Origin of the sequence: Streptomyces sp. NPDC051136 (genome assembly GCF_044455745.1) — a bacterium.
Classification (GTDB): Bacteria; Actinomycetota; Actinomycetes; order Streptomycetales; family Streptomycetaceae; genus Streptomyces.
The window spans coordinates 455,546-481,154 of record NZ_JBITFE010000005.1 but is presented as its reverse complement, the minus strand read 5'-3'; the positions used below and the strand labels follow the sequence as shown (position 1 = coordinate 481,154).

22 protein-coding genes are annotated in these 25,609 nt (G+C 72.7%); 14 read left to right on the top strand and 8 right to left on the bottom strand.

What is annotated here, in order from left to right:
- Positions 1-94: 94 nt before the first annotated feature.
- Positions 95-706: a TIGR03086 family metal-binding protein gene (locus ACIBCJ_RS17470; RefSeq protein WP_365980273.1), complete on the bottom strand. Its 612-nt coding sequence runs from the start codon at positions 704-706 to the stop codon at positions 95-97.
- A gap of 137 nt (positions 707-843) precedes the next feature.
- On the opposite strand from ACIBCJ_RS17470, the gene ACIBCJ_RS17465 reads away from it, so the two are divergent.
- The 5 genes from ACIBCJ_RS17465 to ACIBCJ_RS17445 all read left to right on the top strand — a co-directional run bounded on the left by ACIBCJ_RS17465 (position 844) and on the right by ACIBCJ_RS17445 (position 6,361).
- The gene (locus ACIBCJ_RS17465; protein WP_365980272.1) at positions 844-2,055 is read left to right on the top strand and encodes an MFS transporter; all 1,212 of its coding nucleotides are present in this window, start codon (positions 844-846) and stop codon (positions 2,053-2,055) included.
- A gap of 6 nt (positions 2,056-2,061) precedes the next feature.
- Entirely contained in the window at positions 2,062-2,427 is a 366-nt protein-coding gene (locus ACIBCJ_RS17460; protein ID WP_365980271.1) for an SDR family oxidoreductase, read from the top strand.
- Between the two features lie 243 nt (positions 2,428-2,670).
- A complete protein-coding gene (locus ACIBCJ_RS17455; RefSeq protein ID WP_365980269.1) occupies positions 2,671-3,102 on the top strand; it encodes a hypothetical protein in 432 nt (143 codons plus the stop codon).
- Positions 3,103-3,104: 2 nt separating this feature from the next.
- Positions 3,105-5,030, top strand: coding sequence for a tetratricopeptide repeat protein (locus tag ACIBCJ_RS17450; protein WP_365980268.1), 1,926 nt, complete (start codon positions 3,105-3,107; stop codon positions 5,028-5,030).
- Positions 5,027-6,361, top strand: a complete 1,335-nt coding sequence (locus tag ACIBCJ_RS17445; RefSeq protein WP_365980267.1) for a serine/threonine-protein kinase — start codon at positions 5,027-5,029, stop codon at positions 6,359-6,361. Before ACIBCJ_RS17450 ends, ACIBCJ_RS17445 begins: the two co-directional genes overlap by 4 nt.
- A 37-nt stretch (positions 6,362-6,398) precedes the next feature.
- Here the strand turns inward: ACIBCJ_RS17445 and ACIBCJ_RS17440 are convergent, their stop codons facing one another.
- Positions 6,399-7,568 (bottom strand): hypothetical protein, encoded by a 1,170-nt coding sequence (locus ACIBCJ_RS17440; protein ID WP_365980266.1) that lies wholly within the window; start codon positions 7,566-7,568, stop codon positions 6,399-6,401.
- The gene (locus ACIBCJ_RS17435) at positions 7,565-8,527 is read right to left on the bottom strand and encodes a 5-dehydro-4-deoxyglucarate dehydratase (RefSeq protein WP_362103636.1); all 963 of its coding nucleotides are present in this window, start codon (positions 8,525-8,527) and stop codon (positions 7,565-7,567) included. The genes ACIBCJ_RS17440 and ACIBCJ_RS17435 overlap by 4 nt, the downstream gene beginning before the upstream one ends.
- A 241-nt stretch (positions 8,528-8,768) precedes the next feature.
- Between ACIBCJ_RS17435 and ACIBCJ_RS17430 the strand changes: the two genes are divergently transcribed.
- The 8 genes from ACIBCJ_RS17430 to ACIBCJ_RS17395 all read left to right on the top strand — a co-directional run bounded on the left by ACIBCJ_RS17430 (position 8,769) and on the right by ACIBCJ_RS17395 (position 16,600).
- Positions 8,769-9,578, top strand: coding sequence for an NAD(P)-dependent oxidoreductase (locus ACIBCJ_RS17430; RefSeq protein WP_365980265.1), 810 nt, complete (start codon positions 8,769-8,771; stop codon positions 9,576-9,578).
- Between the two features lie 271 nt (positions 9,579-9,849).
- Positions 9,850-10,620 (top strand): DeoR/GlpR family DNA-binding transcription regulator, encoded by a 771-nt coding sequence (locus ACIBCJ_RS17425; RefSeq protein ID WP_362103634.1) that lies wholly within the window; start codon positions 9,850-9,852, stop codon positions 10,618-10,620.
- Between the two features lie 91 nt (positions 10,621-10,711).
- Positions 10,712-12,082, top strand: coding sequence for a sugar ABC transporter substrate-binding protein (locus tag ACIBCJ_RS17420; protein WP_365980263.1), 1,371 nt, complete (start codon positions 10,712-10,714; stop codon positions 12,080-12,082).
- Positions 12,079-13,023 (top strand): sugar ABC transporter permease, encoded by a 945-nt coding sequence (locus ACIBCJ_RS17415; protein WP_365980262.1) that lies wholly within the window; start codon positions 12,079-12,081, stop codon positions 13,021-13,023. Before ACIBCJ_RS17420 ends, ACIBCJ_RS17415 begins: the two co-directional genes overlap by 4 nt.
- Positions 13,020-13,895 carry a carbohydrate ABC transporter permease gene (locus ACIBCJ_RS17410; protein WP_365980261.1) on the top strand — a complete coding sequence of 292 codons (876 nt, stop codon included), beginning with the start codon at positions 13,020-13,022 and terminating at the stop codon, positions 13,893-13,895. The genes ACIBCJ_RS17415 and ACIBCJ_RS17410 overlap by 4 nt, the downstream gene beginning before the upstream one ends.
- A complete protein-coding gene (locus ACIBCJ_RS17405; protein ID WP_365980260.1) occupies positions 13,892-14,881 on the top strand; it encodes a zinc-dependent alcohol dehydrogenase family protein in 990 nt (329 codons plus the stop codon). The genes ACIBCJ_RS17410 and ACIBCJ_RS17405 overlap by 4 nt, the downstream gene beginning before the upstream one ends.
- A gap of 200 nt (positions 14,882-15,081) precedes the next feature.
- Positions 15,082-15,303: a hypothetical protein gene (locus ACIBCJ_RS17400; RefSeq protein ID WP_365980259.1), complete on the top strand. Its 222-nt coding sequence runs from the start codon at positions 15,082-15,084 to the stop codon at positions 15,301-15,303.
- Between the two features lie 85 nt (positions 15,304-15,388).
- Positions 15,389-16,600, top strand: coding sequence for a TerD family protein (locus ACIBCJ_RS17395; RefSeq protein WP_362509603.1), 1,212 nt, complete (start codon positions 15,389-15,391; stop codon positions 16,598-16,600).
- A 50-nt stretch (positions 16,601-16,650) separates the two neighbouring features.
- On the opposite strand, the gene ACIBCJ_RS17390 is transcribed toward ACIBCJ_RS17395, so the two are convergent.
- The 4 genes from ACIBCJ_RS17390 to ACIBCJ_RS17375 all read right to left on the bottom strand — a co-directional run bounded on the left by ACIBCJ_RS17390 (position 16,651) and on the right by ACIBCJ_RS17375 (position 22,557).
- Positions 16,651-17,211, bottom strand: a complete 561-nt coding sequence (locus ACIBCJ_RS17390) for a helix-turn-helix domain-containing protein (RefSeq protein WP_365980258.1) — start codon at positions 17,209-17,211, stop codon at positions 16,651-16,653.
- A 37-nt stretch (positions 17,212-17,248) separates the two neighbouring features.
- On the bottom strand, positions 17,249-18,850 hold the full coding sequence (locus ACIBCJ_RS17385; protein ID WP_365980257.1) for a TROVE domain-containing protein: 1,602 nt from the start codon (positions 18,848-18,850) through the stop codon (positions 17,249-17,251).
- 489 nt (positions 18,851-19,339) lie between these two features.
- Complete coding sequence (locus ACIBCJ_RS17380; RefSeq protein ID WP_365980255.1) at positions 19,340-20,818, bottom strand: PhoX family protein; 1,479 nt, start codon at positions 20,816-20,818, stop codon at positions 19,340-19,342.
- Between the two features lie 314 nt (positions 20,819-21,132).
- On the bottom strand, positions 21,133-22,557 hold the full coding sequence (locus ACIBCJ_RS17375; protein ID WP_362103625.1) for a hypothetical protein: 1,425 nt from the start codon (positions 22,555-22,557) through the stop codon (positions 21,133-21,135).
- A 276-nt stretch (positions 22,558-22,833) separates the two neighbouring features.
- On the opposite strand from ACIBCJ_RS17375, the gene ACIBCJ_RS17370 reads away from it, so the two are divergent.
- Positions 22,834-24,675, top strand: a complete 1,842-nt coding sequence (locus tag ACIBCJ_RS17370) for an endonuclease/exonuclease/phosphatase family protein (RefSeq protein WP_365980253.1) — start codon at positions 22,834-22,836, stop codon at positions 24,673-24,675.
- Positions 24,676-24,697: 22 nt separating this feature from the next.
- Here the strand turns inward: ACIBCJ_RS17370 and ACIBCJ_RS17365 are convergent, their stop codons facing one another.
- Positions 24,698-25,405 (bottom strand): antibiotic biosynthesis monooxygenase, encoded by a 708-nt coding sequence (locus ACIBCJ_RS17365; RefSeq protein WP_365980252.1) that lies wholly within the window; start codon positions 25,403-25,405, stop codon positions 24,698-24,700.
- Between the last annotated feature and the right edge of the window lie 204 nt (positions 25,406-25,609).

Sequence of the window (25,609 nt, the reverse complement as noted above, 5' to 3'; positions counted from 1 at the left end):
TCAATGCTTCTGACAAAGGAAAGTTGAAGCCGGGTACCTCACTCGCCGGGCGGGGCGGCACCGCGGCGGCGGCCGGGACCGGCCCGGCCGGCCGTCAGGCGGTGCGGGACCAGCCCGGGTCGCGTCCGCTCAGTCCCACCGCCCGCTCCAGCAGCGGTGCGTCGGCGGGCACGGCGACGACGGGGCCGAACATGCCCTCGTCCCGCTCGGACTCCTCGGCGGCGCCCGCCAGGAGTCCGTACGCCGCCCGGAGCGCGGCCTCGTCGGGGGCGTACTCCTGGCCGGTCGCGCGGGCCAGGTCCCAGCCGTGGATCACCAGTTCGTCGGCGACGACGGCGCCGGCGACGGCGCCGGGCAGGTCGATGCCGCCGGCCCGGGTCATGCCGGTCCACGCGTCCGGCTCGCGCCAGGCGTCGGCGACTTCGCTCAGGGCCTTCGCAAGGTCCTCGCGCCAGCCGGGCCCGATGTCCGGGACGGACGACCCGGGGCTGGTGTCGGTCGTGGGGCTCAGGTCCTTGCGCGCGGCGTCGCGGAAGGCGACGGCGAGGTAGGTGAGGTGGCCGAGCAGGTTCCGCACCGCCAGGTCGGGGCAGGGCGTCGGGTCCCCCAGCCGGTCGTCGCGCACGCCGTCGGCGAGGCGGGCGAGGATCCGGGCCTGCGGTCCCAGGTCGAGGGTGGCGGGGTCGGTGGCGGGGTCGGTACTCATCGGCTGCTCCTCGGGCTGTGCGGGGCCTGCTCCGTCGGACGGTGGACCCGCCGCACCCGCGAAACTCATCGGTGCGGCCGCGACCAGGGCACCTGCCCGATGCGCGCGTCCGGGCCTTAGGCCCACGCTGACCGGGTATGACGACCGCACGAACGGAAGACTCGGCGCAACCGGACGGACGCCCGCCCGTCGTCCGGGTCCTGCGCGACCGCACCGCGGGCTGGTGTCTCGCCTCGGTGGTGGTGTCCGGCTTCGGCACCTCCGCGCTGTGGCTGGCGGCGGGCGTGTGGGTGAAGGACCTGACCGGCTCGGACGGACTCGCGGCGCTGTGCGTGCTCGCGATGTGGGCGCCGACGCTCGTGGGCCCGGCCCTCGGCACCCTGGCCGACCGCGTCCGCCGCAGGCCGCTGCTGATCGCCACGAGCCTGCTGACGGCCTGCCTGCTGCTCACGCTCTTCGCCGTCGACTCACGGGACGAACTGTGGCTGGTCTACGCGGTGCTCCTCGTGTACGGCGCGTCGGGCGTCGTCCACGACGCGGCCGAGTCGGCGCTGGTGGCCACCGCCGTCGCCCCCGGGCTGCTCGGGGACTTCAACGGCCTGCGCATGAGCTGCAACGAGGGCATGAAACTGGTGGCGCCGCTGGCCGGAGCGGGCCTGTACGCGGCGTACGGCGGCCCGGCCGTGGCCCTGCTGGACGCGACGACGTTCGTGCTGGCCACCGGCGTGTACGCCGCGCTGCGGGTGCGGGAGGCGCCCCCGGGCCGCCCCGCGGGGAACTGGCGGCGGCACACAGCCGAGGGCGCCCGGTACCTGTGGGGCCACCCCGGACTGCGGCCGCTCGTCCTCGCGGGCGGCGTCACGATGCTGTGCGCGGGCGTCAACGGCGCCGCGGTGTACGCCGTCGTCAACGCCCTCGGCCACTCCCCCGAGTACGCCGGTGCGCTGTACGCCGTCCAGGGGGCCGGGTCGGTGGCGGCCGGCCTGGTCGCCGGGCCGGCCATGCGGCGACTGGGCGGCCGGCGCTTCGCCACCGCCGGGATCGCCCTGCTCGCGATCGCGGTGGCCGCGCGGGCGCTCCCGTACGACGCAGTGGCCCTGGCCTGCGGCGCGGCGATCGGCGCGGGGCTGCCCGCGGTGCTGATCGCCGCCCTGACCGCCGTCCAGCGGGAGACGCCCGGCCCGCTCCTCGGGCGGGTCACGGCGACGGCCGACACCCTCGTCTTCACCCCGAACGTCCTCGGCCTGGCCGTGGGCGCGGCCCTGGTGGAACTGACCGACCTGCGACTGCTGCTCCCGGCGGTGGGCGCGGTACTGCTGGGGACGGCGGTGGCGTTGCGGTCGCCGTAGTCCTTTGTGCCGCTCACGAACCCAGGCGCAGCCACGCGCTGTCATGTCGACACCTCCCATTCCCGACCAGGAGCGGAAGGGACATGGTGGATTCATTACTGGCGGGCAAGGGCACCCGGGAAGAAGGGGCCGCGTGATCGCGCTGACCTGCGCGGCCGTCGAGTACGCCGGCAGAACATCCGCGTCAACGCCGTGTGCCCCGGGGCCGTCCGCACCGCATTGCTCGATCAGGCGATCCACGCGGGCGTGTTCACCGAGCCGGAGGCGGCCGCGCTGCACCCCACCGGCGTGCTGATCAGCCCTGAGGACGCCGCACAGGCGTTCCTGTACCTGGCCTCCGACCTGTCGAAGCACGTCACGGGGCACGCCTGACGGTCGACGCGGGAATGGCGGCCGGCTGACCGCCCGCCCGGCGCCGGAGCGGTCGGCCCGAGGACGGGGGTGTGTGCGGCGGGAACGGTCTGCGAACCGATGCGTGTCCGTTCGCTGTTACCGGATGCTCCGGCATTCCCGCCATTCTCCGATCCCGCGGTGGCACACTTTGATGACACACGGCATACGGTGGCCCGCCCACGGGTCCGATGCGATCAGGTGTACGTGGAGAGGCGGTCTGCCATGCGATCCCTGTTGGCGGTGGACGGCTCCGAAGGGCCCGACTCCCTTGCGGACCTCATCGGTTGGCTGAACGACGAAACACTCCTGCGTGGGCGGGTACGGTCCCCCGCGTCCACGCCCGGTGCCGGCGAACTGGGCGGCTGGACCGACATCGTGGTGGTAGCGGTCGGCGCGGGAGGCGCACTGACCGCACTGGCCAGGGCTCTCTCCGTGTATCTGCGACAGCCCCGCCGCAGCACGGTCCGCGTCGAGGTGGTCGCCCCCGACGGAAGGCGTACGGAGGTGACGGTCGAGCACGCCAAGAACCTCACCGCGGTCGAGGACCTGCTGCGGACGGCCCTGCACCCGGATCCCGATCCGGCCCCGGGCATCGTCTCTGCCGACGCCGCCCCCACCCCCGCCCTCGACGAAGCGTCCTCACCGGCAGACTGACCATGCTGCGTCCACCCGACCCGAGCCGCTCACGCGCCGTGCTGCTGGGTACAGCGACGTACACGGAGGACCCTCTCCTGCCGAACGTCCCCGCGGTGTGCAACAACGTCCGCGACCTCCAGCGCCTGCTCACTGAAGGGCGGCCCGGCGCCTTTTCAGCGGAGACCGCCCGTCTCGTGCTCGATCCGGCCACCCCGAGGGACCTCGGACTGCCCCTGCTGGAAGCCGCACGACAGGCCGAGGACGTCTTCCTCGTCTACTACGCGGGGCACGGGATGGTCGGCTCCGAACGGCGTGAGCTCTACCTCGGGCTCGCCAAGTCCGTAGCCGACGCCCCCTCCTTCACAGCCTTCCCCTTCCAGGGCATCCGCGAGGCGTTCCTGGCCAGCCCGGCACGCAACAGGGTGTTGATCCTCGACTGCTGTTTCTCGGGGCGTGCCATCACGGGCGGTCTCTCTCCCACGCACACGCTCGAACCGCTCATCGACCAGATGGAAATCACCGGGACCTACACCCTGACGTCTGCCGCCGCGAACGAACCCGCCCGCTTCCGGGACGGTGAACGGCACACCGCGTTCACCGGCGAGCTGCTGCTCGCCCTGCGCGACGGCATCCCCGCCACCTCGGCGGCCGAGGTCACGCTCGGTGCCCTGTTCCGACACCTCAAGCGTGTCCTGCCTGCGAAGGGCCTGCCCGAGCCTCAACAGTGCGGCACCGACACCGCCGAGTTCCTGATCCTCACCCGCCCCAGGCGACGCGGCAGGCGCGGCGCCGTCGTCGAGGCCGGCGCGACCGGGCCGCCGGGCGGCCGGGACGGGCTGCTGGCGCGCCGGGACCTCGGCCGCCGACGCGGTGAGGAGGGCCAGCCGGCCGAGGCCATCCGGCTGCTCAGCGAGGTCGTGCCCGATCTCACCCGAGCCTTTGGCCCGGACAACCCCGAAACGCTGATCGGACGTATCAACCTCGCCTATTGGACGGGCCGGGAGGGCGACGCCGCGGAGGCACTACGGCTGTCCACCGAAACCGTCAAGGACATGACGCGGGTACTGGGCCCACACCATCGGGCGACCCTTGTCGGTCAGAGCCAACTCGCCCACTGGATCGGCGAATCGGGCCAGTACCACGAGGCGCTGCGGCTCACGGCGTCCGTCGTCCCCGATCTTGAGCGCATCCTCGGCCCCGACAACCGCGAGACTCTCATCGGCCGGGGACGACTGGCCCGTTGGACCGGAGAGGCGGGCGCCCCCGACGCGGCGGCACGCCTGACCGGCGAACTCGTGCCCGACATGTCGCGCGCTCTGGGGGCGCAGGATCGCGAAACCTTCACCGGGCGGCTCAACCAGGCACACTGGACAGGGCGGGCCGGTGGCGCGAAGCCCGCCGTGCGGCTGCTCACCGCTCTGGTACCGGACCTTTCCTGGGCCCTCGGGGCGGACGACCGGCACACCCTCGTCAGCCGCTCGCGACTGGGCCAGTGGTCAGGAGCAGCGGGCCGTCGGCACCGGGCCCGGGAGCTGTTCGAGGCCGTGGTGCCGGACCTGAGCCGTGTCGTCGGCCCCGACGACCGCGAGACCCTACTCGCCCGCAGCCAGCTCGCCCACTGGACCGGTGAGACAGGCGGACCGGAGTCAGCGGTGGCGCTGTTCACCCTGCTGGTGAGCGACCTCGCCTGGGTGCTCGGCCCAGACGACCGGGTCACGGTCGTCAGCCGGGCTCGGCTGGCCCACTGGATGGCGGTGCAGGGCGCGGTGGATGACGCAATCCGCCAGTTCCACGCCGTCCTGCCGGATCTCGACCGCGTGCTGGGCCCCGACGCGTCCGAAACCACCGAGAATCGCTTGCTGTTGGCGCACTGGCGCAGGAAGGCGGACCGCAGGTTCAAGAGGCAGATCTTCTACGGGGCCGGGGCTTCCGGAGGCTCACAGTGACCGCTGCCCCCGGGCCCGACCACACGCTGCGGGCCTCGGACCCGGTCCAGATCGGTCCCTACCGACTCCTCGGGCGGCTCGGCTCCGGCGGGATGGGCCGGGTGTATCTGGGCCGCTCGACGACCGGGCAGTTGGCTGCGGTCAAGGTGCTGCACGATCAGCTCGCCGAGGACCATCTCTTCCGGAGCCGGTTCGTGCGCGAGCTGGAGGTGGCTTCGCGGATCAGCGGAAGGTTCAGCGCCGCTGTCCTGGGATCCAGCGGACTTCGGGACGAGCATCTGTGGCTGGCGACCGAGTATGTCCCTGGGCCCTCGGTACTCGAGGCGGTGGAGGCGGCTGGGCCGCTCGACACGGACACGGTGTTGGCGCTGTGTCTCGGGCTGCTCGGTGCGCTGGAGACGATCCATTCGGCGGGCGTCATTCACCGTGACCTGAAACCTTCGAACGTCCTGCTCGCCTCGGACGGTCCCCGCGTGATCGACTTCGGCATCTCGGCCGCCGTCGACACGACCCGGCTCACCGCGACCAACGTGGCTGTGGGAACGCCGGGCTACATGTCACCGGAACTGATCCGGGGGGGCATCGAGGTGGGGCCCGCCAGTGATGTGTTCGCGCTGGGGTGCACACTCGCCTTCGCCGCCACCGGCGTCAGTCCCTTCGTGGGGGCCAACGCGGTCGAGACTGCCTTCCGCGTGATCCGCGAAGACCCCGACCTGCCGGGGCTCCCGGAGCAGCTCGTTCCCCTGATCGAACCCTGCATGCAGAAGGAACCGGAGCACCGGCCCTCGATCGACGCGTTGATCAAGACGCTGCCCGCTGCGGAGACGGACCGGATCTCCCGGCTCCTGGCCCATGGGCGATGGCTGCCCGCGCATGTCCGCCATCTGACGGTGGAGCACGAGGGCAGGGCTCTCGCGTGGGACGGTGCACGTCAGTCGTCGCCGCAGCCCGCTCCGCAGGATTGGCAGCGGATCGACGCCGTCACCAGATCCCTGTCCGCCCGCCGCGCCGCGCCGCCCGACGAGACACAACCGACGGACCCGGGCACCGTGGTACTCGACGGCAGCGCCTCGGTACCCGAACCGCTCGCCTCGTCCGGGACACCGTCCCCCGGCACCTTCGGCCCGCCTCCGGGCAGCAGTCCGCCGTACACCCCCGAGGCCGGCAAACTCGACGAGCCCGAGCCCGAGCCCGAGCCCGGCCCTGTGGACGAGATGTCCATACGCACCCACACGGCTCTCCTGCCCGCCGACACGCCACCGCTGCCGCGCGTTACGCGTCGCAACTGGCGCCGCTGGGTTCCGGCCTTCCGCGGGAGGCCGGGGAGGTGATCTCCTCGGCCGTCCGCACCACCGGTCCTACGGGACCTCACCCCACCCGCAGCCCCGCCCGCACCGCCTCCAGGTCCGCGTCCGAGGCCAGCCCCGCGTGGTACAGCCGCAGTTCCGTCGCGCCCAGCCGCCGGGCGCGGGCGGCGTCCGCGGCGAGGGTGTGCGGGGCGCCGCCCATGCCGGAGACCACGGTGAGGTTGGCGGCGAGGACGGTTCCGTCACCGGCTCGTTCGGCGAAGGGCGTCAGCAGGCCCGCGCCGCCCGTGCAGGGCACCACCACGCCGTCCGCGACGGACAGGATGTGCGCGGGGTCGACGCCGGCGTTGGCGCCGCAGTGGTACGACACCGGGTCGGCGTGCAGCAGGACCTGGAAGCCGTCGGGTGCGGCGGCGCGGACCGCCGAGACCGCCGCTTCCTGGAGCGTGCGGGCCCGGTCGTCGCGCCACGCGCGCGTGGCGTTCGCCGGCGTCTCGCCGATGAGCTTCCCGACGCCCGCCCAGCCCCCGTCCGAGGGCACCGTCCCCCGCCACACCGGTTCCAGCGCGGTGCGCACGGCGGCGGCGAGCGCGTCGGCGTCGAGGCCGTGAGCGCCGTACCCTGCCCGGCAGTCGGGGCAGAAGCACAGCGACATCAGGTACTGCCCGGCGTCCCCGAGGGGCACCCCGCCGGTCTTGTCGTGGGCGTGCAGGTGGGCGAGCCCGTACCAGCCGAGCGACTCCAGTTCGGTGCCGCGGGCCCCGGGCCGCACCGCCGCCTCGGCGGCCAGGTCGGTGAGGTACGCGCGCGTGGCGGGCTGCGCGATGCAGGGCGCCCAGGGGTAGCGGTCGCCGTAGGCGTTGACGACGGAGGTGTGCGGCTGTTCGGCGCCCAGGCGGGAGTTGTGGGCGAGGACGACCCAGGTGTGCACCTCCAGGCCCGCGTCCGCGAGGGCGGCGGCGGCCTCGCCGTACGCGTCGCCGGGCGCCCAGTCGCCGGACGCGTACGGGCGGGGCGTGCGGCCCTCCCAGCGGGTGGCGTCCGGCGGGTAGAGGACGGCCGCGTGCTCGGCGGTGACGACGCGGTGGCCCGGGTGGCGCGGGGTGAGGGCGCGGGTGGAGTGGTAGGCGGCGGCGAGCGTCACCTGCGCCACGCCGAGGTCCGCGACGCGCGCGGGGGCCTGTGGGTCGCCGTTGACGTCCCAGGGGTAGACGAACGCCGAGGTCTTCACCGGTCCCCCTCCGCACCCACCGGCGCGGCGAGCAGTGCCCGGCCCCGCTCGACGATCCGGGCGAGCTGCTTCACGTGGTCCTCGGTCGGCTCCTGCAACGGCGGCCGGACCTCCCCGACGTCCAGGCCCTCCAGCCGTACGCCCGCCTTGACCAGGGCGACGGCGTACCCGCGGCCCTGGGCGCGCAGTTCGACGAACGGCCGGTAGAAGCCGTCCAGCAGCCGGTGGGCCGTGGTGTCGTCCCCGTCGCGCAGCGCCCGGTGGAAGGCGAGGGCGAGTTCGGGGGCGAAGCAGAACACGGCGGACGAGTAGAGGTCGACGCCGATCGCGCGGTAGGCGAGCTGGGTCTGCTCGGCGGTCGGCAGCCCGTTGAAGTACAGGAACTCCTCGCCGGGCAGCTCCGTGCGCACGGCGCTGACGATCCGCTGCATGAGGTCGAGGTCGCCGAGCCCGTCCTTGAGGCCGACGATGCCGTGCGTGCGGGCCAGTTCGACGACGCTCGCGGGCGTGAACACGGCGTTGTCGCGCTGGTAGACGATCACGGGCAGCGTGGTCGCGGCGGCCACCTCCCGGTAGTGCCGCACCAGTCCCTCCTGCCCGGCGTGCACCAGGTAGGGCGGCATGGCGAGCAGCCCGTCGGCCCCGGCCTCCTCGGCGAGGCGGGCGTAGCGCACGGCGAGGGCGGTGCCGTATCCCGCGCCCGCCAGCACGGGCACCCGGCCTCCGCTCTCCTCCACGGCCGCGTGGACGCAGACCGCGAACTCCTCGGGCGTCAGGGCGTGGAACTCGCCGGTGCCGCAGCAGGCGAACACGGCGGCGGCGCCGGCCTCGATGCCGCGGCGCACATGGGCGCGGTAGACGCCGAGGTCGAGACCGCCGTCCGGTCCGTACGCGGTGACGGGGAAGAACAGCGGCCCGCTGGGCACGGTGAGCCGGGCGGCGAGAGGGGCTGAGGTCACGGGCGCTCCCCATTCCGTGTGCGTGGTGGATTCACGAGGTCATCATATTCATGACTGGCGTCCATATTTCTGAACGCGACCACGCTAAGCCGCCCCGCGAACACCGTCAAGCAGGCTGCCTCTTGACGGGTGACCACCCGTTCCTTAGCGTGTCCACGCATATGAACACCGGGCACGCACTCGTACGACTGGCGTCGTGCGACTGCCGCCGCTTCCGCAGACCGACCTAGGAGTCCCGAGGATGCCCGCTCCCCGCACCGTCCTGCTCACCGGCGCCGCCGGCGGTCTCGGCACCCTGATGCGGGACCTGCTCCCCGAGTACGGCTACCGGCTGCGCCTGCTGGACCTGCGCCCCGTCGAGGGCGAGCCGAACGCGATCGTTGCCGACCTCGCCGACCGGGACTCCCTGCGCGAGGCGGTCCGCGGCGTCGACGCGATCATCCACCTCGCGGGCATCTCCCTGGAAGCCTCGTTCGACAAGATCCTCGCGGCGAACATCGAGGGCACCTACAACCTGTACGAGGCCGCCCGCGAGGAGGGCGTCGGCCGCGTCGTCTTCGCCTCCTCCAACCACGCCGTCGGCTACACCCCCCGCCCGCAGGGCGACGACCCCCTCATCCCCGTCGACACGCCACGCCGCCCGGACACCTTCTACGGCCTGTCCAAGTGCTTCGGCGAGGACCTCGCCCAGCTCTACTGGGACAAGCACGGCATCGAGACCGTCTCCGTCCGCATCGGCTCCTGCTTCCCCGAGCCGACCAGCGTGCGCATGCTCTCGGTGTGGATGAGCCCCGCGGACGGCGCCCGCCTCTTCCACGCGGCGCTCACCGCGCAGGACGTGGGCCACACCGTCGTCCACGGTTCCTCCGCCAACACCCGCCTGTGGTGGGACCTCACCTCCGCGCGGGCGCTCGGTTACGAGCCACGGGACGACTCCGAGCCGTACGCCGGGAAACTGATCGCCGAGCAGGGCGAGCTCGACCCCGGCAACCCCGCGCACGCGCGCCTCGGCGGCCACTTCGTGACCGACCCGCCGATCTGGCCGTACTGACCGGAAGAGGACCGAGCGGAGGCGGACGGGCACCGAACGGGCCCGTCCGCTTCCGCATGCGGGCATCCGCCCTGCCCGTTCTCACCCCTCCCGGCGCTGCGCCCCAGGTCCGAGACGGGCGCCCGGCATCGCAAACGGGCACACCCGGGCAGTATCGGGTCCGCAACAGACCTGGTCAGTGCCGCGCGGCCGCTGTAGAACTTCCCCCAAGGGCCGAGCGGGCCCGAACGGGCAACCACACGGCGACGAGGCGGTGAGGCAGGTGTTCGGCATGGGCACGAGGACGACGGAAGAGCGTCGCCACGAGATCGTGCGGGTCGCCCGCGCCACCGGCTCGGTCGACGTCACCGCGCTCGCGGCCGAGCTGGGCGTCGCCAAGGAGACCGTACGCCGGGACCTGCGCGCCCTGGAGGACCACGGCCTGGTCCGCCGCACCCACGGCGGCGCCTACCCGGTGGAGAGCGCCGGCTTCGAGACGACACTCGCCTTCCGGGCCACCAGCCACGTGCCCGAGAAGCGCCGGATCGCCTCCGCCGCCGTCGAACTGCTCGGCGACGCGGAGACGGTCTTCGTCGACGAGGGCTTCACCCCGCAGCTCATCGCCGAGGCCCTCCCCCGCGACCGGCCGCTGACCGTGGTCACCGCGTCCCTGCCGGTCGCCGGCGCGCTGGCCGAGGCCGGCGACACCTCCGTCCTGCTGCTCGGCGGCCGGGTCCGCTCGGGCACCCTGGCCACCGTCGACCACTGGACGACGAAGATGCTGGCCGGCTTCGTCGTGGACCTGGCCTACATCGGCGCCAACGGCATCTCCCGCGAACACGGCCTCACCACCCCCGACCCCGCGGTCAGCGAGGTCAAGGCGCAGGCCGTGCGGGCCGCCCGCCGCACGGTGTTCGTCGGCGCGCACACCAAGTTCGGGGCGGTGAGCTTCTGCCGGTTCGCGGAGATCGGCGCCCTGGAGGCCATCGTCACCAGCACGCTGCTGCCCTCGGCCGAGGCCCACCGCTACTCACTGCTGGGGCCTCAGGTCATCCGCGTCTGAGCACCGGCCGCCTCCCCTCCCCGCACGGCACACCCCTGTCCTCCACTGCCCTTTGTCTCCCTATACCTCCCCATACGTTCAGGAGCGATCCATGCGAACCCACAGCCGACGGAGGCCACGAGCCACGCTCGCCATGGCCGCCGCAGGGACGCTGCTCGCCCCGCTGCTCACCGGCTGCTGGGTCGGGGCGGGCGGCGCCGGATCCGGCGGCAACGCCATCAACGTCCTGATGGTCAACAACCCGCAGATGGTCGAGTTGCAGAAACTCACCGCGGACCACTTCACCAAGGACACCGGCATCAAGGTGAACTTCACCGTCCTGCCGGAGAACGACGTCCGCGACAAGATCAGCCAGGACTTCGCCAACCAGGCGGGCCAGTACGACGTGGCGACCCTCTCCAACTACGAGATACCGATCTACGCCCGCAACGACTGGCTGCACGAGATGGACTCCTACGTCGCGAAGGACCCGGCCTACGACGAGGAGGACGTCCTCGGCCCGATGCGCGAGTCCCTCGCCGGCGACGACGGCAAGCTCTACGGCCAGCCCTTCTACGGCGAGTCGTCCTTCCTGATGTACCGCAAGGACCTGTTCGCCGAGGCGGGTCTGGAGATGCCCGAGCACCCCACCTGGTCCCAGGTGGCGCGGTTCGCCGAGGAGCTCGACGGGGCCGAGCCCGGCATGAAGGGCATCTGCCTGCGCGGGCTGCCCGGCTGGGGCGAGCTGATGGCGCCCCTGACGACGGTCGTGAACACCTTCGGCGGCACCTGGTTCGACCAGGACTGGACGGCCCGCCTCGACTCCCCCGAGTGGCAGAAGGCGACGAAGTTCTACGTCGACCTGGTCCGCGAACACGGCGAGTCGGGCGCCGCCCAGTCCGGCTTCGCCGAGTGCCTGAACAACATGACGCAGGGCAAGGTCGCCATGTGGTACGACGCCACGTCCGCGGCCGGCTCCCTGGACGCGGCCGAGTCCCCGGTCAAGGGCAAGGTCGGCTACGCCCCGGCCCCGGTGGAGAAGACCGACTACTCCGGCTGGCTCTACACCTGGGCCTGGGGCATCCAGAAGGCCTCCCGCAACTCCGACAAGGCGTGGAAGTTCGTCTCCTGGGCGTCCGGCAAGGAGTACGAGCAGCTGGTCGGCGACGAGTTCGGCTGGTCCAACGTCCCGGCCGGCAAGCGCGCCTCGACGTACGAGAACCCGGCCTACGTCGAGGAGGCCGCCGCCTTCCAGGAGATGACCAGGAAGGCCATCGAGGGCGCCAGGCCCAAGGACCCCGGCGTGCAGCCGCGGCCCGCGCCCGGCATCCAGTTCGTCGGCATCCCCGAGTTCACCGACCTCGGGACCAAGGTCTCCCAGGAGATCAGCGCGGCCGTCGCCGGACGCCAGTCCGTCGAGGAGGCCCTGAAGAAGTCCCAGCAGCTCGCCGAGCAGATCTCCGAGGAGTACGAGGGACGATGACCGCCACGACCACGGCCCCCTCGGCCGCCCCCGACCACACACGCCCCGCCGTCCGCCCGCCGTCCGGCCGGCTGCGCGCCTGGGCCACCCGCGCCCCTCTCCTCCCCGCCCTGATCTTCATGATCGCGGTCACCCAGCTGCCCTTCGTGGCGACGCTGGTGATCTCCTTCTTCGACTGGAACGCCCTCTACCCGGACGCCCGCCACTTCACCGGCTTCGCCAACTACGGCGACGTCCTGAGCGACCCGGCGCTGCGCAAGTCGGTGTGGACGACGATCCTGCTGACCGTGGCGGTGGTCCTGGTCAGCCTGGTCCTGGGCCTCGCCCTGGCCCTGCTCCTCGACCGGAGGTTCAAGGGCCGCGGCGTGGTCCGCACGCTCCTCATCGCCCCGTTCCTCGTGGTCCCGGTGGCGGCGGCGCTGCTCTGGAAGCACGTCCTCTACAACCCCGAGTACGGCCTGCTCAACGGGTTGTTGCACTACGTCGGCGGGCCGCAGCCGGACTGGATCTCGGACACCCCGCTGCTGGCGGTCGAGGCCTCACTGGTGTGGCAGTGGACGCCGTTCATGATGCTCATCCTGCTGGCCGGCCTCCAGAGCCGGGACCAGCAGCAGATCGAGGCCGCCCGGGTGGACGGCGCGGGCGACTGGCAGATCTTCGTCCACCTCACCCTGCCCCACCTGCGCCGCTACCTCGAACTCGGCGCACTGCTCGGCTCGATCTACATCGTCCAGAACTTCGACGCCGTCTTCACCATCACCTCGGGCGGCCTGGGCACGGCCAACCTGCCCTACACCGTCTACCAGACCTTCTACCAGGCCCACGAGAACGGCCTCGCCTCGGCCGCGGGCGTCCTGGTCGTCATCGGCTCGATCGTCCTCGCCACCTTCGCGCTGCGCGTGGTGTCGTCCCTGTTCCGCGAGGAGGCCGGCCGCGCATGACCGCCACCGCCGTACGACCCGCCGTCACCGACGCCAAGCCCGCACCCACCCGCCGCAGGACCGGTGCCGGTCTCGGCCTGGTGGCCTGGCTGGCCGGCATCGTCTTCTTCCTGCCCATCGCCTGGATGGCGCTGACCTCCTTCCACTCGGAGACTGACGCCGCCACCAACCCGCCCTCCTTCGCGGCGTCGCTGACGCTGGACGGCTACCGGGAGTTCTTCGGCGCGGGCGGCGGCGCCAGCCCCTGGCCCGCCCTGGTCAACTCCGCGGTGGCGTCGCTCGCCTCGACCCTCTTCGTCCTGATCCTGGCCCTGCCCGCCGCCTACGCCCTGTCCATCCGCCCGGTGAAGAAGTGGACGGACGTCCTGTTCTTCTTCCTGTCCACCAAGATGCTGCCGGTGGTGGCGGGCCTGCTGCCGATCTACCTGTTCGCCAAGAACACCGGCATGCTGGACAACATCTGGCTGCTGGTCATCCTCTACACCTCGATGAACCTGCCGATCGCGGTCTGGATGATGCAGTCCTTCCTGGCCGAGGTCCCCGTCGCCATCATCGAGGCGGCCCGGGTGGACGGCGCGAAACTGCCCACGATCCTCGTCCGGGTCGTGGCCCCCATCGCCCTCCCGGGCATCGCGGCGACCTCCCTCATCTGCTTCATCTTCAGCTGGAACGAACTGCTCTTCGCCCGGGTGCTGACGGGCGTGGTCGCCGAGACCGCCCCCGTCTTCCTGACCGGCTTCATCACCAGCCAGGGCCTCTTCCTGGCCAAGGTGTGCGCCGCGTCGCTCGTCATCTCCCTGCCGGTGCTCGCCGCGGGGTTCGCCGCCCAGGACAAACTCGTCCAGGGCCTGTCGTTGGGAGCCGTGAAATGAAGGCCGCCGTCATCGAGTCCGTGGGCCGCGCCGTCGTCACCGACGTCCCCGACCCGACCCCGGGCCCGCGCGAGGTCGTCGTCGAGGTCGCCGCCTGCGGACTGTGCGGCACCGACCTGCACATCCTCCAGGGCGAGTTCGCGCCCAAGCTCCCGATCGTGCCGGGCCACGAGTTCGCCGGCGCGGTGGTCGGCGTCGGCGCCCAGGTCACGGAGGTGGCCGTCGGCGACCGGGTCGCGGTCGACCCCTCGCTCTACTGCTACGAGTGCCGCTACTGCCGCACCGGTCACAACAACCTCTGCGAACGCTGGGCCGCCATCGGCGTCACGACGGCGGGCGGCGCCGCGCAGTACGCGGTGGCGCCGGTCGCGAACTGCGTGAAGCTCCCCGAGCACGTCCGCACCCAGGACGCGGCCCTGATCGAGCCGCTCTCCTGCGCGGTCCGCGGCTACGACGTCCTCCGGTCCCGCCTCGGCGCCCACGTCCTGATCTACGGCTCCGGCACGATGGGCCTGATGATGCTGGAGCTGGCCAAGCGGACGGGCGCGGCCAGCGTCGACATGGTCGACCTCAACCCGGCCCGGCTGGAGACCGCCCGCGGCCTCGGCGTCTCGGCGTCGGCCGCGACCCCGGACGAACTGGACCGCCCCCAGGGCTGGGACCTCGTCATCGACGCCACGGGCAACGCGGCCGCGATCCAGGACGGCCTGGACCGGGTCGCCAAGGCCGGCACGTTCCTCCAGTTCGGCGTCGCCGACTACGCGACGCGCGTGCAGATCGACCCGTACCGCATCTACAACCAGGAGATCACCATCACCGGTTCGATGGCGGTCCTGCACAGCTACGAGCGCGCGGCGGAACTCTTCGCCAACGGGGTCCTGGACCCGGACGTCTTCATCAGCGACCGCATCGAGCTGGACCGCTATCCGCAGGCCTTGGAGCAGTTCGCGGCGGGCGTGGGCCGCAAGATCGTCGTCGTGCCGTGACCGCACAGCCCGTCCGGTGCCTGAGGACGAGTGCCTGAGGACGAGTGCCTGAGGACGAGTGCCTGAGGACGAGGCCGTCCAGGCCGGCAACGGGGGTCCGGGAGGCGGCAGCCCCCAAGGGCGGGGCCCCCAAGGGCGGGAAGGGGAGGCGGGGGCGAAAACCCGAGCCCGCCGCCCCCACCGCCCGTACGATCCCCCGCATGCCCGAACCCCACGGTTTCGCCTACACCGCCTCCGCATCCGGCACCGTCCACATCACCCACCACAACCACCCCGCCACCACCCTCAACGGCTCCCGAGCCGCCCGCTTCCTCCAAGAGGTCGAGGCGGGCGACCCGCAGCAGGTCATGGCCCGCTGGACCGGCAACTACAAGCACGGCAACGAACGCACGGCCCGCAACCACCCCCGAAACCGCCGCTGACCAGGCGGGACACGGCCCCGACCCGATTGGCCCCCGGGTAAGGGAACGGTAAAACGCCCCCGCTCGTTCACCCGGCATGACAGCTATGACCCCCGGCTCGAACATCCCCCTCTCCGCCGCCCGCGTCACGGTGGACGTCGCCGCGCCCGTGCGGCTCGACGTATCGGGCCTGCTGCTCACCGCCGACGGCAAGGTGCGCTCCGACGACGACTTCATCTTCTACAACCAGCCCGCCGGCCAGGGCGTGACCTACCGCTCCGGCGGCGGCAGCGCCCCGGACGCGATCACGGTCGACACCGCCGCCGTCCCGCCGGGCATCGAGAAGATCGTCGTCACCGCCAGCCCGGACGCGGCCGGGCAGACCTTCCAGGGCATCGAACCCACCGCCACCATCCGCAACGCGGACGACGGCTCCGTCCTCGCCACCTTCACGCCCCCGCAGCTCGGCTCCGAGACCGCCCTGGTGATCGTGGAGGTCTACCTGCGAGGCGGCGCCTGGAAGGCCCGCGCGGTCGGCCAGGGGTACGCCAACGGCCTGGCCGGCATCGCCACGGACTTCGGCGTCACGGTGGAGGAGCCCGCGGCGGCCGCTCCCCCGGCCCAGCCGGCGACCCCGCAGCGGTCCCACGCGGCAACGCCCCCGCCCGCCGCCGCGCCCACGATGCCGGCCGCGCCGCCGGCCCCGCCCGCCGCGCCGCCGGCCCCCGCCCCGGGCACCGGCAAGATCAACCTCGACAAGGGCCGGGTCAGCCTCCAAAAGAACCAGACGGTGTCCCTGGTCAAGGGCGGCCGGCCGGTGCTCTCCCAGGTCAAGATGGGTCTCGGCTGGGAGCCGGCGTACCGCGGCAAGGACATCGACCTGGACGCGTCGGTCATCGCCTACGGTCCGCAGCGCAACCACATCGACAGCTGCTACTTCGGCAAGCTCTCCATCGTCAACGGCGCGATCAAGCACTCCGGCGACAACCTGACCGGTGAGGGCGGCGGTGACGACGAGGTGATCGTCGTGGACCTGGGCCGGCTCCCGCAGGAGGTCAGCGGCCTGGTCTTCACGGTGAACTCCTTCTCGGGCCAGAAGTTCACCGAGGTCGCCAAGGCTTACTGCCGACTCCTGGACGCCGCCACCGGCGAGGAGCTGGTCCGCTTCGACCTCACCAGCGCCGAGCCGCAGACCGGCGTGATGATGGCGAAGCTGATCCGCCAGTACTCCGGTGAGTGGGAGATGACCGCGATGGGCGACTTCGTCAAGTCCCGCACGGTCCGCGGCATGGTGAAGCCGGCCGCGCAGGCGCTGTAGCGGACCGCGCCGCGAGCCGAGGAGCCGCCCCCGTCCTGCGGGGGCGGCCCCTACCGCCGTACCAGACCCTCCAACAGCAGCGTCAGGTACCGCCGCACGGCTGTCCCGTCCACCTCGCCGGCCGCCTCCGCCGCCGTCACCACCCCGTGCAGCAGCCGCAGCACCTCGACGGGCTCGACGTCCGGCCGCAGTTCCCCCGCCTCCTGCGCGGCGCCCACGAGCCGGACCGCCGCGCCCCGCACGCAGTCCCCGCACGCGGGTCCGCCGCCGGTGACGGCCGTACCGAGCAGCGCCTTGAGCCCGCGCACGTGGAGCATTCCGACGGCCAGTTCGTCGAGCCACGCCACGAGTGCCGCGCCCGGCGGCCGGGCGGCCGCGATCACGTCGGCGCGGGCCGCGATCGCCTCCAGGCGCTCCAGGTAGGCGGCCTCCAGCAGGGCCTGCCGCGTCGGGAAGTGCCGGTAGAGGGTGCCCACCCCCACCCCGGCCCGCCGGGCGATGTCGTCCAGGGAGGCGCCCTCACCGTGCTCGGCGAACGCCTCCGCCGCGACCGCCAGCAACCGCTCACGATTACGCCGCGCATCCGCCCGCATGGGCCTGACCTGCGCCACAGCCCCTCCCTGCACCCCGGGCAACCTTCCCGGCACCCTACCGCGCGTGCTCGGCCCCGGTGTCCCACGGCCAGTCGGCGTCCCGCCCCGCCTCGAGCAGCGGGACCATCCGGAACGCGGCGTCGGAGAGCCCGCCGAAGGTGTGCCGGTTCGCCTGGCCCGACGGGCCGTGGCCCGCCCGGTACCCGGCGAGGTTCCAGGTGTAGACGGGCACGTCCCGCGGCACCTGCTCGGTCGGGTCGCCGTGCCGGCTGTACGCGTACTGCTCGTCGGTGACGATCAGCACCCGGTCGTGCTTCCGGTAGTGGCGCCGTACCGCCTCGGTGGTGTCGGTGCCGCCGAGGTCGCCGAAACGGCCCAGGATCTTCAGCACCGACTCGCCCTTGCGGTACGTCACGCGGTTGCTCGACGAACCGAACTCGACCAGGTCCGCGTCGGCCGCCCGCAGCGCCAGCGCCGTGCCGAAGACCGCCGCCGCGTCGGCCCGGGTGAGCTCGGAGCGGTCCGACATCCGCGAGTAGAACATCGATCCCGACCGGTCCACGAGGACCAGGGTCCGGCCGCCCAGCGCGGGCACGTTGGCCAGCGAGTGGCCGAGCGCCTGCTCCAGCGGGTACGACCAGCGCAGCGACGGCGCGTGCCGGTACGCGGCCAGGTAGCGGAACGGGAACTGCCGCGAGCGCGCCACCTCGGCCGGGTCGCTGATCCGCGCCGCCACCCGGGCCGCGACCTCGTCCGAGACACCGGCCTCGTCGAGATTGCGCAGGTTGCGGGCCAACGCCATCGCTCCCATGGACGGGATCACCGCTTCCCAGGCGGCCCTGTCCATCGGGCCCTGGAGCCAGCCGGCCAGCATCTCCCAGGTGATGCCCGCCGCCGCGAGCCGCTCGGCGCCGTCGGGCGCCGTGACCACCGCGCGCCGCTGGTCGACGGGCAGCGCCATCAGCTCGCGGTGCGCGGTCAGCACGCGGTCCGAGGCGGGCGGCACCGCGGTGTCCGGGTTGTGCCGGCGGTCCAGGGCGTACCGGAACAGCTCGCCCTGCCACGGCTTGTCCGGGTCGGGCGACGGGTGCACCAGGTTGAGGACGTCGCCGAAGCGGTATCCCTTGGACGCGGTGTCGTACTTCAGCAGCGACTTGCCGTGGTAGAGCCGTCGTACGGCGTCGGCGAGGCCCCGCTTGACCGGCTTGGGCACGGCACGGCCGTAGGTCGCGGTCCAGTAGGCGAGCAGTTCACCGGGCTCGTCGGGCCGCCGCAGCACGGAGGCGACGACCTGGCGGTTCGACGGACCGTCGGTCACGCCGACGTCGAGACGGGCCTTGACGTACTCGGCGGCACCGACGATCGAGGCGGTGCGCAGGTTGCCCTCGCCGCGCAGCCAGCCGAGCAGGCCGGCCGTCCAGGACGGGTCGGTGACGGCGAGGTCGCGCACGAGCGTGGCGAAGCGGTCGTCGCGGGCGGTGCCGGACTCGTAGAAGGTCTGCTGGGACACCAGGTTGGCCACGGACAGCAGGAAGAGCTCGGAGCGCGCGTCCCGCTCGGTACCACGGCCGCCCTCGTAGGTGCGCAGCACGCGGCCGGTCGAGGTCACGCGCGAGGTGGGCCGCGCCTTCGCGGCCTTCGTGTTGAATCGCGCCATGGTGAATTCCCCCGAATTCTCGAAAGCTCGAACATTTCCGGAGGGAGACACGGCAGCGGAAGGGCGCCCGAGGTCGGAATCGGCGACGGAACAGTCGGATGCTCTGCCGGATTGAGCTGCACCGACCCGAAGTCGATGACGGGATTCGAACCCGCGACCTTCCGATCCAAGGAGTATCCGCTGCCTGCGCACCGGGCACCCTGTCAGCTGCTGCGCCTCCCGAGATCAGGTCGGCAGCGGCATGGGATTCTTTTGCGAGAAGAAGTAGCCGCGGCCCGCGCACCGGGAGGTGCGTGAAGTTGTGGATGTCCAGAGTTCAGGTCGGCGGAACCGACAAGGTGCTCTGACCCCTGAGCTACACCGGCGCGTTGTGCCGGTGACGGGACTCGAACCCGTGACCGCCCCATTATGAGTGGAAGTAGGTCCTGCCTTCGCACCTGGACGTTCATCACTCTAAAAGGGCGGCCGTCGTTCGGGCGACCGAATTAATTACCGGCGCTTCTGCCGCTTCCACGGTCCCGTGATCGCCAGCATGATGCCCGGCGTCTGGATGTTGGCGTAGAGGGTCCGGCCGTCGGGCGAGAAGGTGACGCCGGTGAACTCGCTGTACTCGGGCTCGTCCTCCGTGCCCTGGTTCAGTTCGTTGCGGGCGATGGGGTAGGTGCGGCCGCTGTCGGTGGCGCCGAACAGGTGCTGGACGCCCTCGCCGTCCTCGGCGATGACCAGGCCGCCGTACGGGGAGACGGTGATGTTGTCGGGGCCGTCGAAGGCGCCGTCGGCGGACGGGTCGGCGTTGACGCCGAGCAGGACCTTCAGCGTCAGGGTGCGGCGCTTGGGGTCGTAGAACCAGACCTGGCCGTCGTGCGGGCGGCCGGGGCTCTCGTCACGGGCGTAGGAGGAGACGATGTAGGTGCCGCCGTCGGCCCACCACATGCCCTCCAGCTTGCGGGCGCGGGTGACCTGGCCGGCGGTGAACTGCTTGCGCACGGAGGTGGTCTTCGCGTCGCGGTCGGGGACGTCGACCCAGTCGACGCCGTAGACGGTGCCGGTCTTGGTGGCGCGGGAGAGGTCGTCGACGAACTTGCCGCCGGAGTCGAAGCACTTGAACGCCTGGAGGACTCCGGCGTCGTCGGCGAGGGTGCGCAGCCGGCCGCGGCCGTGCCGGAAGTGCTCCGGCGGGGTCCAGCGGTAGAGCAGGCCGTTGGGGCCCGAGGCGTCCTCGGTGAGGTAGGCGTGGCCGCGCTTGGGGTCGATGACGACGGCTTCGTGGGCGTAACGGCCGAACGCCTTGACCGGCTTGGGGTCGCGGTTGGCGCGGCGGTCCTCGGGGTCGACCTCGAAGACGTAGCCGTGGTCCTTGGTCATGCCGTTCTTGCCGGCCTTGTCCTCGGTCTCCTCGCAGGTCAGCCAGGTGCCCCACGGAGTGCTGCCGCCCGCGCAGTTGGTGGCGGTCCCGGCGATGCCGACCCACTCGGCGACGTGACCGCCGCGACGGACCTCGACGACCGTGCAGCCACCGGCGGCGGCCGGGTCGTAGACGAGACCCTCGGTGAGCGGGACGGGGTGCGGCCAGTCGTCGCGGTGGCCGCCGAGCTCGTGGTTGTTGACGAGGAGGGTGGTGCCGCGCGGGCCGGCGAAGGTGGCGGTGCCGTCGTGGTTGGACGGGGTGTACTCGCCGGTCTCCAGCTTGGTGCGGCCGGAGTAGGTGATGATCTCGTACCGGAATCCGGCGGGCAGGGCGAGGATGCCGTCCGGGTCCGGGACCAGCGGTCCGTAGCCGACCCCGCCGTGCTCGTCGTGGTGGTGGCCGTGTCCGTGGCCGCGCTCCTGCTCCTCCCCCACGCTGTCGGTGTCCGTGGACGCGAGGGCGTTCGGGGCGGTCGCGAGGGCGCCGACGCTGCCCGCCAGCACGACCCCGGCGCCGGTGAGCGCGGATCGGCTGGCGAAGTCCCTGCGGGTGAGCGACATGGTGTCTCCTGTGACGGTGGGCGGGCCGTGGAGGGTGGCGGACCTCGGTCCGGCGTCACGGTTCCGCCCGTGCCTGAACGGGAGTCCCACCGGTTGCTGAACGGGACCTGAACGGGCGGAGACCTCTCCGACCGGCCGAGGGCCCCGCCCTCGGGTCCCCGGTCCCGTCACGAGCCCCGCCCTCGGGCCCCCGGTCCCGCCATGAGCCCCGCCCTCGGGGCCCCCGTCCCGCCATGAGCCCCGCCCTCGGGCCCCCGGTCCCGCCGCGGGCCCCGCCCCGCCGACCGTCCGTTCACCGCCCGCGGGTCGGCCGGTCAGCCGCCCTGCTGGGAGCGTGCCTTGAAGGCCGCCTTGCGGGCCTCCTTGGCGATCTTCTTGTCGGGATGCAGCCGCCCCATCGCCTCCAGGACGTCCGGCGTCGCGGGGTGCCCGACCCGCCAGGCCGTGTCGAAGAAACCGCTGTGCTGGCGGGCGAGCCCCTCCACCAGGGCGCGCAGCTCCTCGGAGTTGCCCTCGGCGGCGAGCTGGGCGGCGACGGTGTCGATGGTCAGCCAGAAGACCATCTCCTGCGGCGGGGCCGGCACGTCCCGGGCACCGTGCTCGGTGAGCCATACCCGGGCCAGGCCGCCCAGTTCGGCGTCGTCGAGGACCTCCCGCAGCGCGGGCTCGGCCTCCGCACCGACGAGGGAGAGCGCCTGCTGGCAGCGGAGCCTGCGCAGCGGCGCGCCGGGGTCGGACCCGCGGGCCGCCGCCAGCAGTTCGCGGGCGGCGTCGAGGGCGCTCCGTCCGGCCAGCCACAGCTGGGTCTCGGCGTGGGCGGCACCCGGCGGGTAGGGGGCGGTGCCGTCGAGCAGCGCGTCGGCGCCCTTGTCGGCGAGGTCGCCGACGGCGGGGGCCTCGAAGCCGGCGTCCAGGAGCCGGGCGCGCAGCCCGTACAGGCCGAGCGGGGTGAGCCGCACCATGCCGTAGCGCGTGACGTCGGCCTCGTCGAGGGGCGCGGCGGGCTCCTCGTCGGCGTCGGCCATGAGCGCCTCGTCGACCGGCTGGTACGCGACGAGACCGATGGGCTCGAGCAGCCGGAACTGGTCGTCCAGGCGCATCATCGCGTCCGAGACCTGCTCCAGCACCTCGTTGCTGGGCTCACCCATGTCGCTGGGCACGATCACCGAGGCGGCCAGCGCGGGCAGCGGCACCGGGGCGTCGCCGGGGCCGTCCTCGCCGACGGTGAGCAGGTAGAGGTTGCCGAGCACGCCGTCGAGGAACTCGGACTCGGCCTCGGGGTCCCAGTCGAGGGAGGAGAGGTCGACCTCGCCGCCCTCTGCCATCGCGTCGACGAGGTCGTCGAGGTCGGGGACGCTCGCGTCGGCGAGCACGGCCTCCAGGGCGGTGAGCCAGAGCCCGAGCACGTCCTGGGGCGAGCCGGAGAGCAGGGCGAGGTCCTCGCCCGGGGCCACGGTGCCCGTCTCCTCGTCGGTGATCTCGACGAGCCCGGTGTCCACGGCGATGCGCCAGGCCTCGCTCGCGTGGGCGGCGGCGTCGTCCCCGCTCAGCCCGAGCTGCCCGGCCGCCGCCGGCAGCTGTTCCTCGACTAGTCCGCCGCCCGCGTCGACACGGGTGTCGGGGCCTGCCCAGCGGGCGAGTCGCGCGGCCCGGGCGAGGACCGGCGCGGACAGCGCTTCGCGGGCCAGCTCCGCTTCGGGGCGCAGCCGTGCGGGCGGCAGGGTGGAGCTGTCTGACATGGGAAGTTTCTCCTCGCGCGCCTCTTGACCGCCGTACGACTGCTCAGCCTAGACGGGTTTCCACCCATGCCGCCCGGTTCATCTCCCCGTCGGGTGGAGTACATGGCCGAAACCTTGACAACTGGCGTGGCCAGGCAGGAGATTGACGCGCGTAGAAAGCGGGGGGCGGGCCGGGGGGCACGTGTTCACTCAGGTCCCAGGTGTCCCACGTGCGGCCTGCTGCCCCTCGCCTCCCACCCTCGCCCCGGCGCCACGTCACATCCCCGGAGGGATCCGTTGGCCAGCAAGTCCTCCGCGCGCCTCGCCGCGCTCACCGTCGCCGCCGTCTGCTCGGCGGCGTCCACCGTCGTCCTCACCGTGCCCGCGCACGCCGGCCCGGCAGCGGCCGGTTCCGTGCGCGTCCACGACATCCAGGGCAGCACCAGGCTGTCCCCGTACGCAGGCGAGCAGGTCACGGACGTGGCCGGAATCGTCACCGGCGTCCGCGGCTACGGCTCCTCCAAGGGCTTCTGGATGCAGGACCCGCGGCCGGACGCCGACCCGGCCACCAGTGAGGGCGTCTTCGTCTTCACGAGCAAGGCTCCCGAGGTCGCCGTCGGTGACGCGGTCACCGTCTCCGGCACGGTCTCGGAGTTCGTCCCCGGCGGCACGTCCTCGGGGAACCAGTCGCTGACCGAGATCACCCGCCCGACGGTCACCGTCGTCTCGAGCGGCAACGCCGTCCCGGCCGCGACCACCGTCTCCGCCCGCTCCGTCCCGGGCGCGTACGCTCCGCGGGGCGACGAGGCCGCGAACGGGTCGGTCAACGCCCTGGCGCTGCGCCCCGCCCGCTACGCCCTGGACTACTACGAGTCCCTGGAGGGCATGAACGTCCGGGTCTCCGACGCCCGGGTGGTCGGCGCCTCGGACCCGTACACCGAGCTGTGGGTCACGGTGAAGCCCCGGGAGAACGCCAACCGCCGCGGCGGCACGGTGTACGGCTCCTACGACGACGAGAACACCGGCCGGCTGCAGATCCAGTCGCTGGGCAAGCCGGCCGACTTCCCCGCCGCCGACGTGGGCGACACGCTTGCGGGCACCACCTCCGGGCCGCTGGACTACAACCAGTTCGGCGGTTACACGCTGGTCGCGGGCGAGATCGGCGCTCTGGAGAAGGGCGGCACGCAGCGCGAGTCGACGCGCCGGCAGAGCGGGCGCGAGCTGGCGGTGGCGACGTACAACGTCGAGAACCTCGACCCGTCGGACGGCACGTTCGCCGCCCACGCCGACGCGATCGTGCACCACCTCAAGTCGCCCGACATCGTGTCGCTGGAGGAGATCCAGGACGACAACGGCGCCACGGACGACGGCACCGTCGCCGCCGACGCGACGGTCGGCAAGCTGATCGACGCGATCGTCGCGGCCGGCGGCCCCCGCTACGACTGGCGGGGCATCGACCCGGTGGACAAGGCGGACGGCGGTGAACCCGGCGGCAACATCCGCCAGGCGTTCCTGTTCAACCCCGAGCGGGTCTCGTTCACCGACCGCGCGGGCGGCGACGCGACCACCGCGACGGGGGTGCGCAAGGTGCGCGGCAAGGCGGCGCTGACGCTCTCCCCCGGCCGGGTCGACCCGGCGAACGCGGCCTGGGAGAACAGCCGCAAGCCGCTGGCGGGCGAGTTCGTCTTCCGCGGCCGGACGGTCGTCGTGATCGCCAACCACTTCAACTCCAAGGGCGGCGACCAGGGTCTGACGGCGCAGTACCAGCCGCCGTCGCGCAGCTCGGAGACCCAGCGCCACGCCCAGGCGACGGTGGTGAACACCTTCGTCAAGGAGATCCTGGCCGCCCAGAAGAACGCGGACGTGGTCGTCCTCGGTGACATCAACGACTTCGAGTTCTCGAGGACCGCCCGCCTCCTGGAGGACGGCGGCGCCCTGTGGTCGGCGGTGAAGTCGCTGCCGCGCAGCGAGCGTTACTCGTACGTGTACCAGGGCAACAGCCAGGTTCTGGACCAGATCCTGGTCAGCCCGTCGGTCCGCCGCGACGGCCGCCTGTCGTACGACAGCGTGCACGTCAACGCGGAGTTCCACGACCAGATCAGCGACCACGACCCGCAGGTGCTGCGGTTCCGTCCCTGACGGGCCGGCGCCGGGGGCGGGTTCAGCGGGGCACGAGGCCGAGCGCGTGGTCGTAGCGGTTGACCGCGCTGCTCTTCAGGCCGGGCCAGTTCCGCACCCGCTCCCACCGCGCGGATCCCCGTCCGACGCCCTCGCCCGGGGCGGCCAGGGCGTCGATGTGGGCCTGGGCGCTCTCCCACTCGGCGTAGTTGAGGACGCGGGTGCCGTCGGTGCTGAGGTGGAAGTGGGCGGAGAGGCCGCCGGGGTGCGGCGCCGGGTCGCTCTCCAGGGCCTCGAAGACGGCGTCCACCCAGGCGCGCTGCCGGTCGGGATCGGGGCCCTCGAACACGACGTCGACGATCACGACGCAGCCGGGGACGACGGCCGCGGCCCGGTCCTCGCGGGTCCCGCTGCGGTAGCGCCGGTACCTGCGCAGTTCGAGCCGCTCGATGTCCGGCACGGCGGTGTCGATCTCGTCGACGCGCTCCTGCCGCCGCGTCTTCACGAAGGCCTCGTACGCCTGCTCGCTCGCCCACTGGGAGTGGTGCAGCAGCGTAGTGCCGTCATGGCCGGTGTAGACGTGGTAGCCGCGCAGGTCCTCGGCGGGCCAGGGGCGGCTCTCCCAGGTGTGGGCGACGGCCTCGACGGTCTGCCGTTGCCGTTCGGGGGTGCCCACCCGCCAGGTGCTGAAGAAGGGCGCCAGGGCGTCGGTGCGGTCGAGCTGGGGGTGGGCGTCGGTGCGGCGGGTCATGCCGGCCTCCGGTGGTCGATCGTCGTCGGGCGCACGGTGCGTGCGAGCACCACCCTCCGACCTCGACCAAAGGTGAGGTCAAGCCCTTCCTCCACGGCGGGGGGGGGGGGGGGGGGGGGGGGGGGGGGGGGGGGGGGGGGGGGGGGGGGGGGGGGGGGGGGCGCGGGGGGGGGCGGCGCCGCGCGGGGGGGGGGGGGGGGGGCG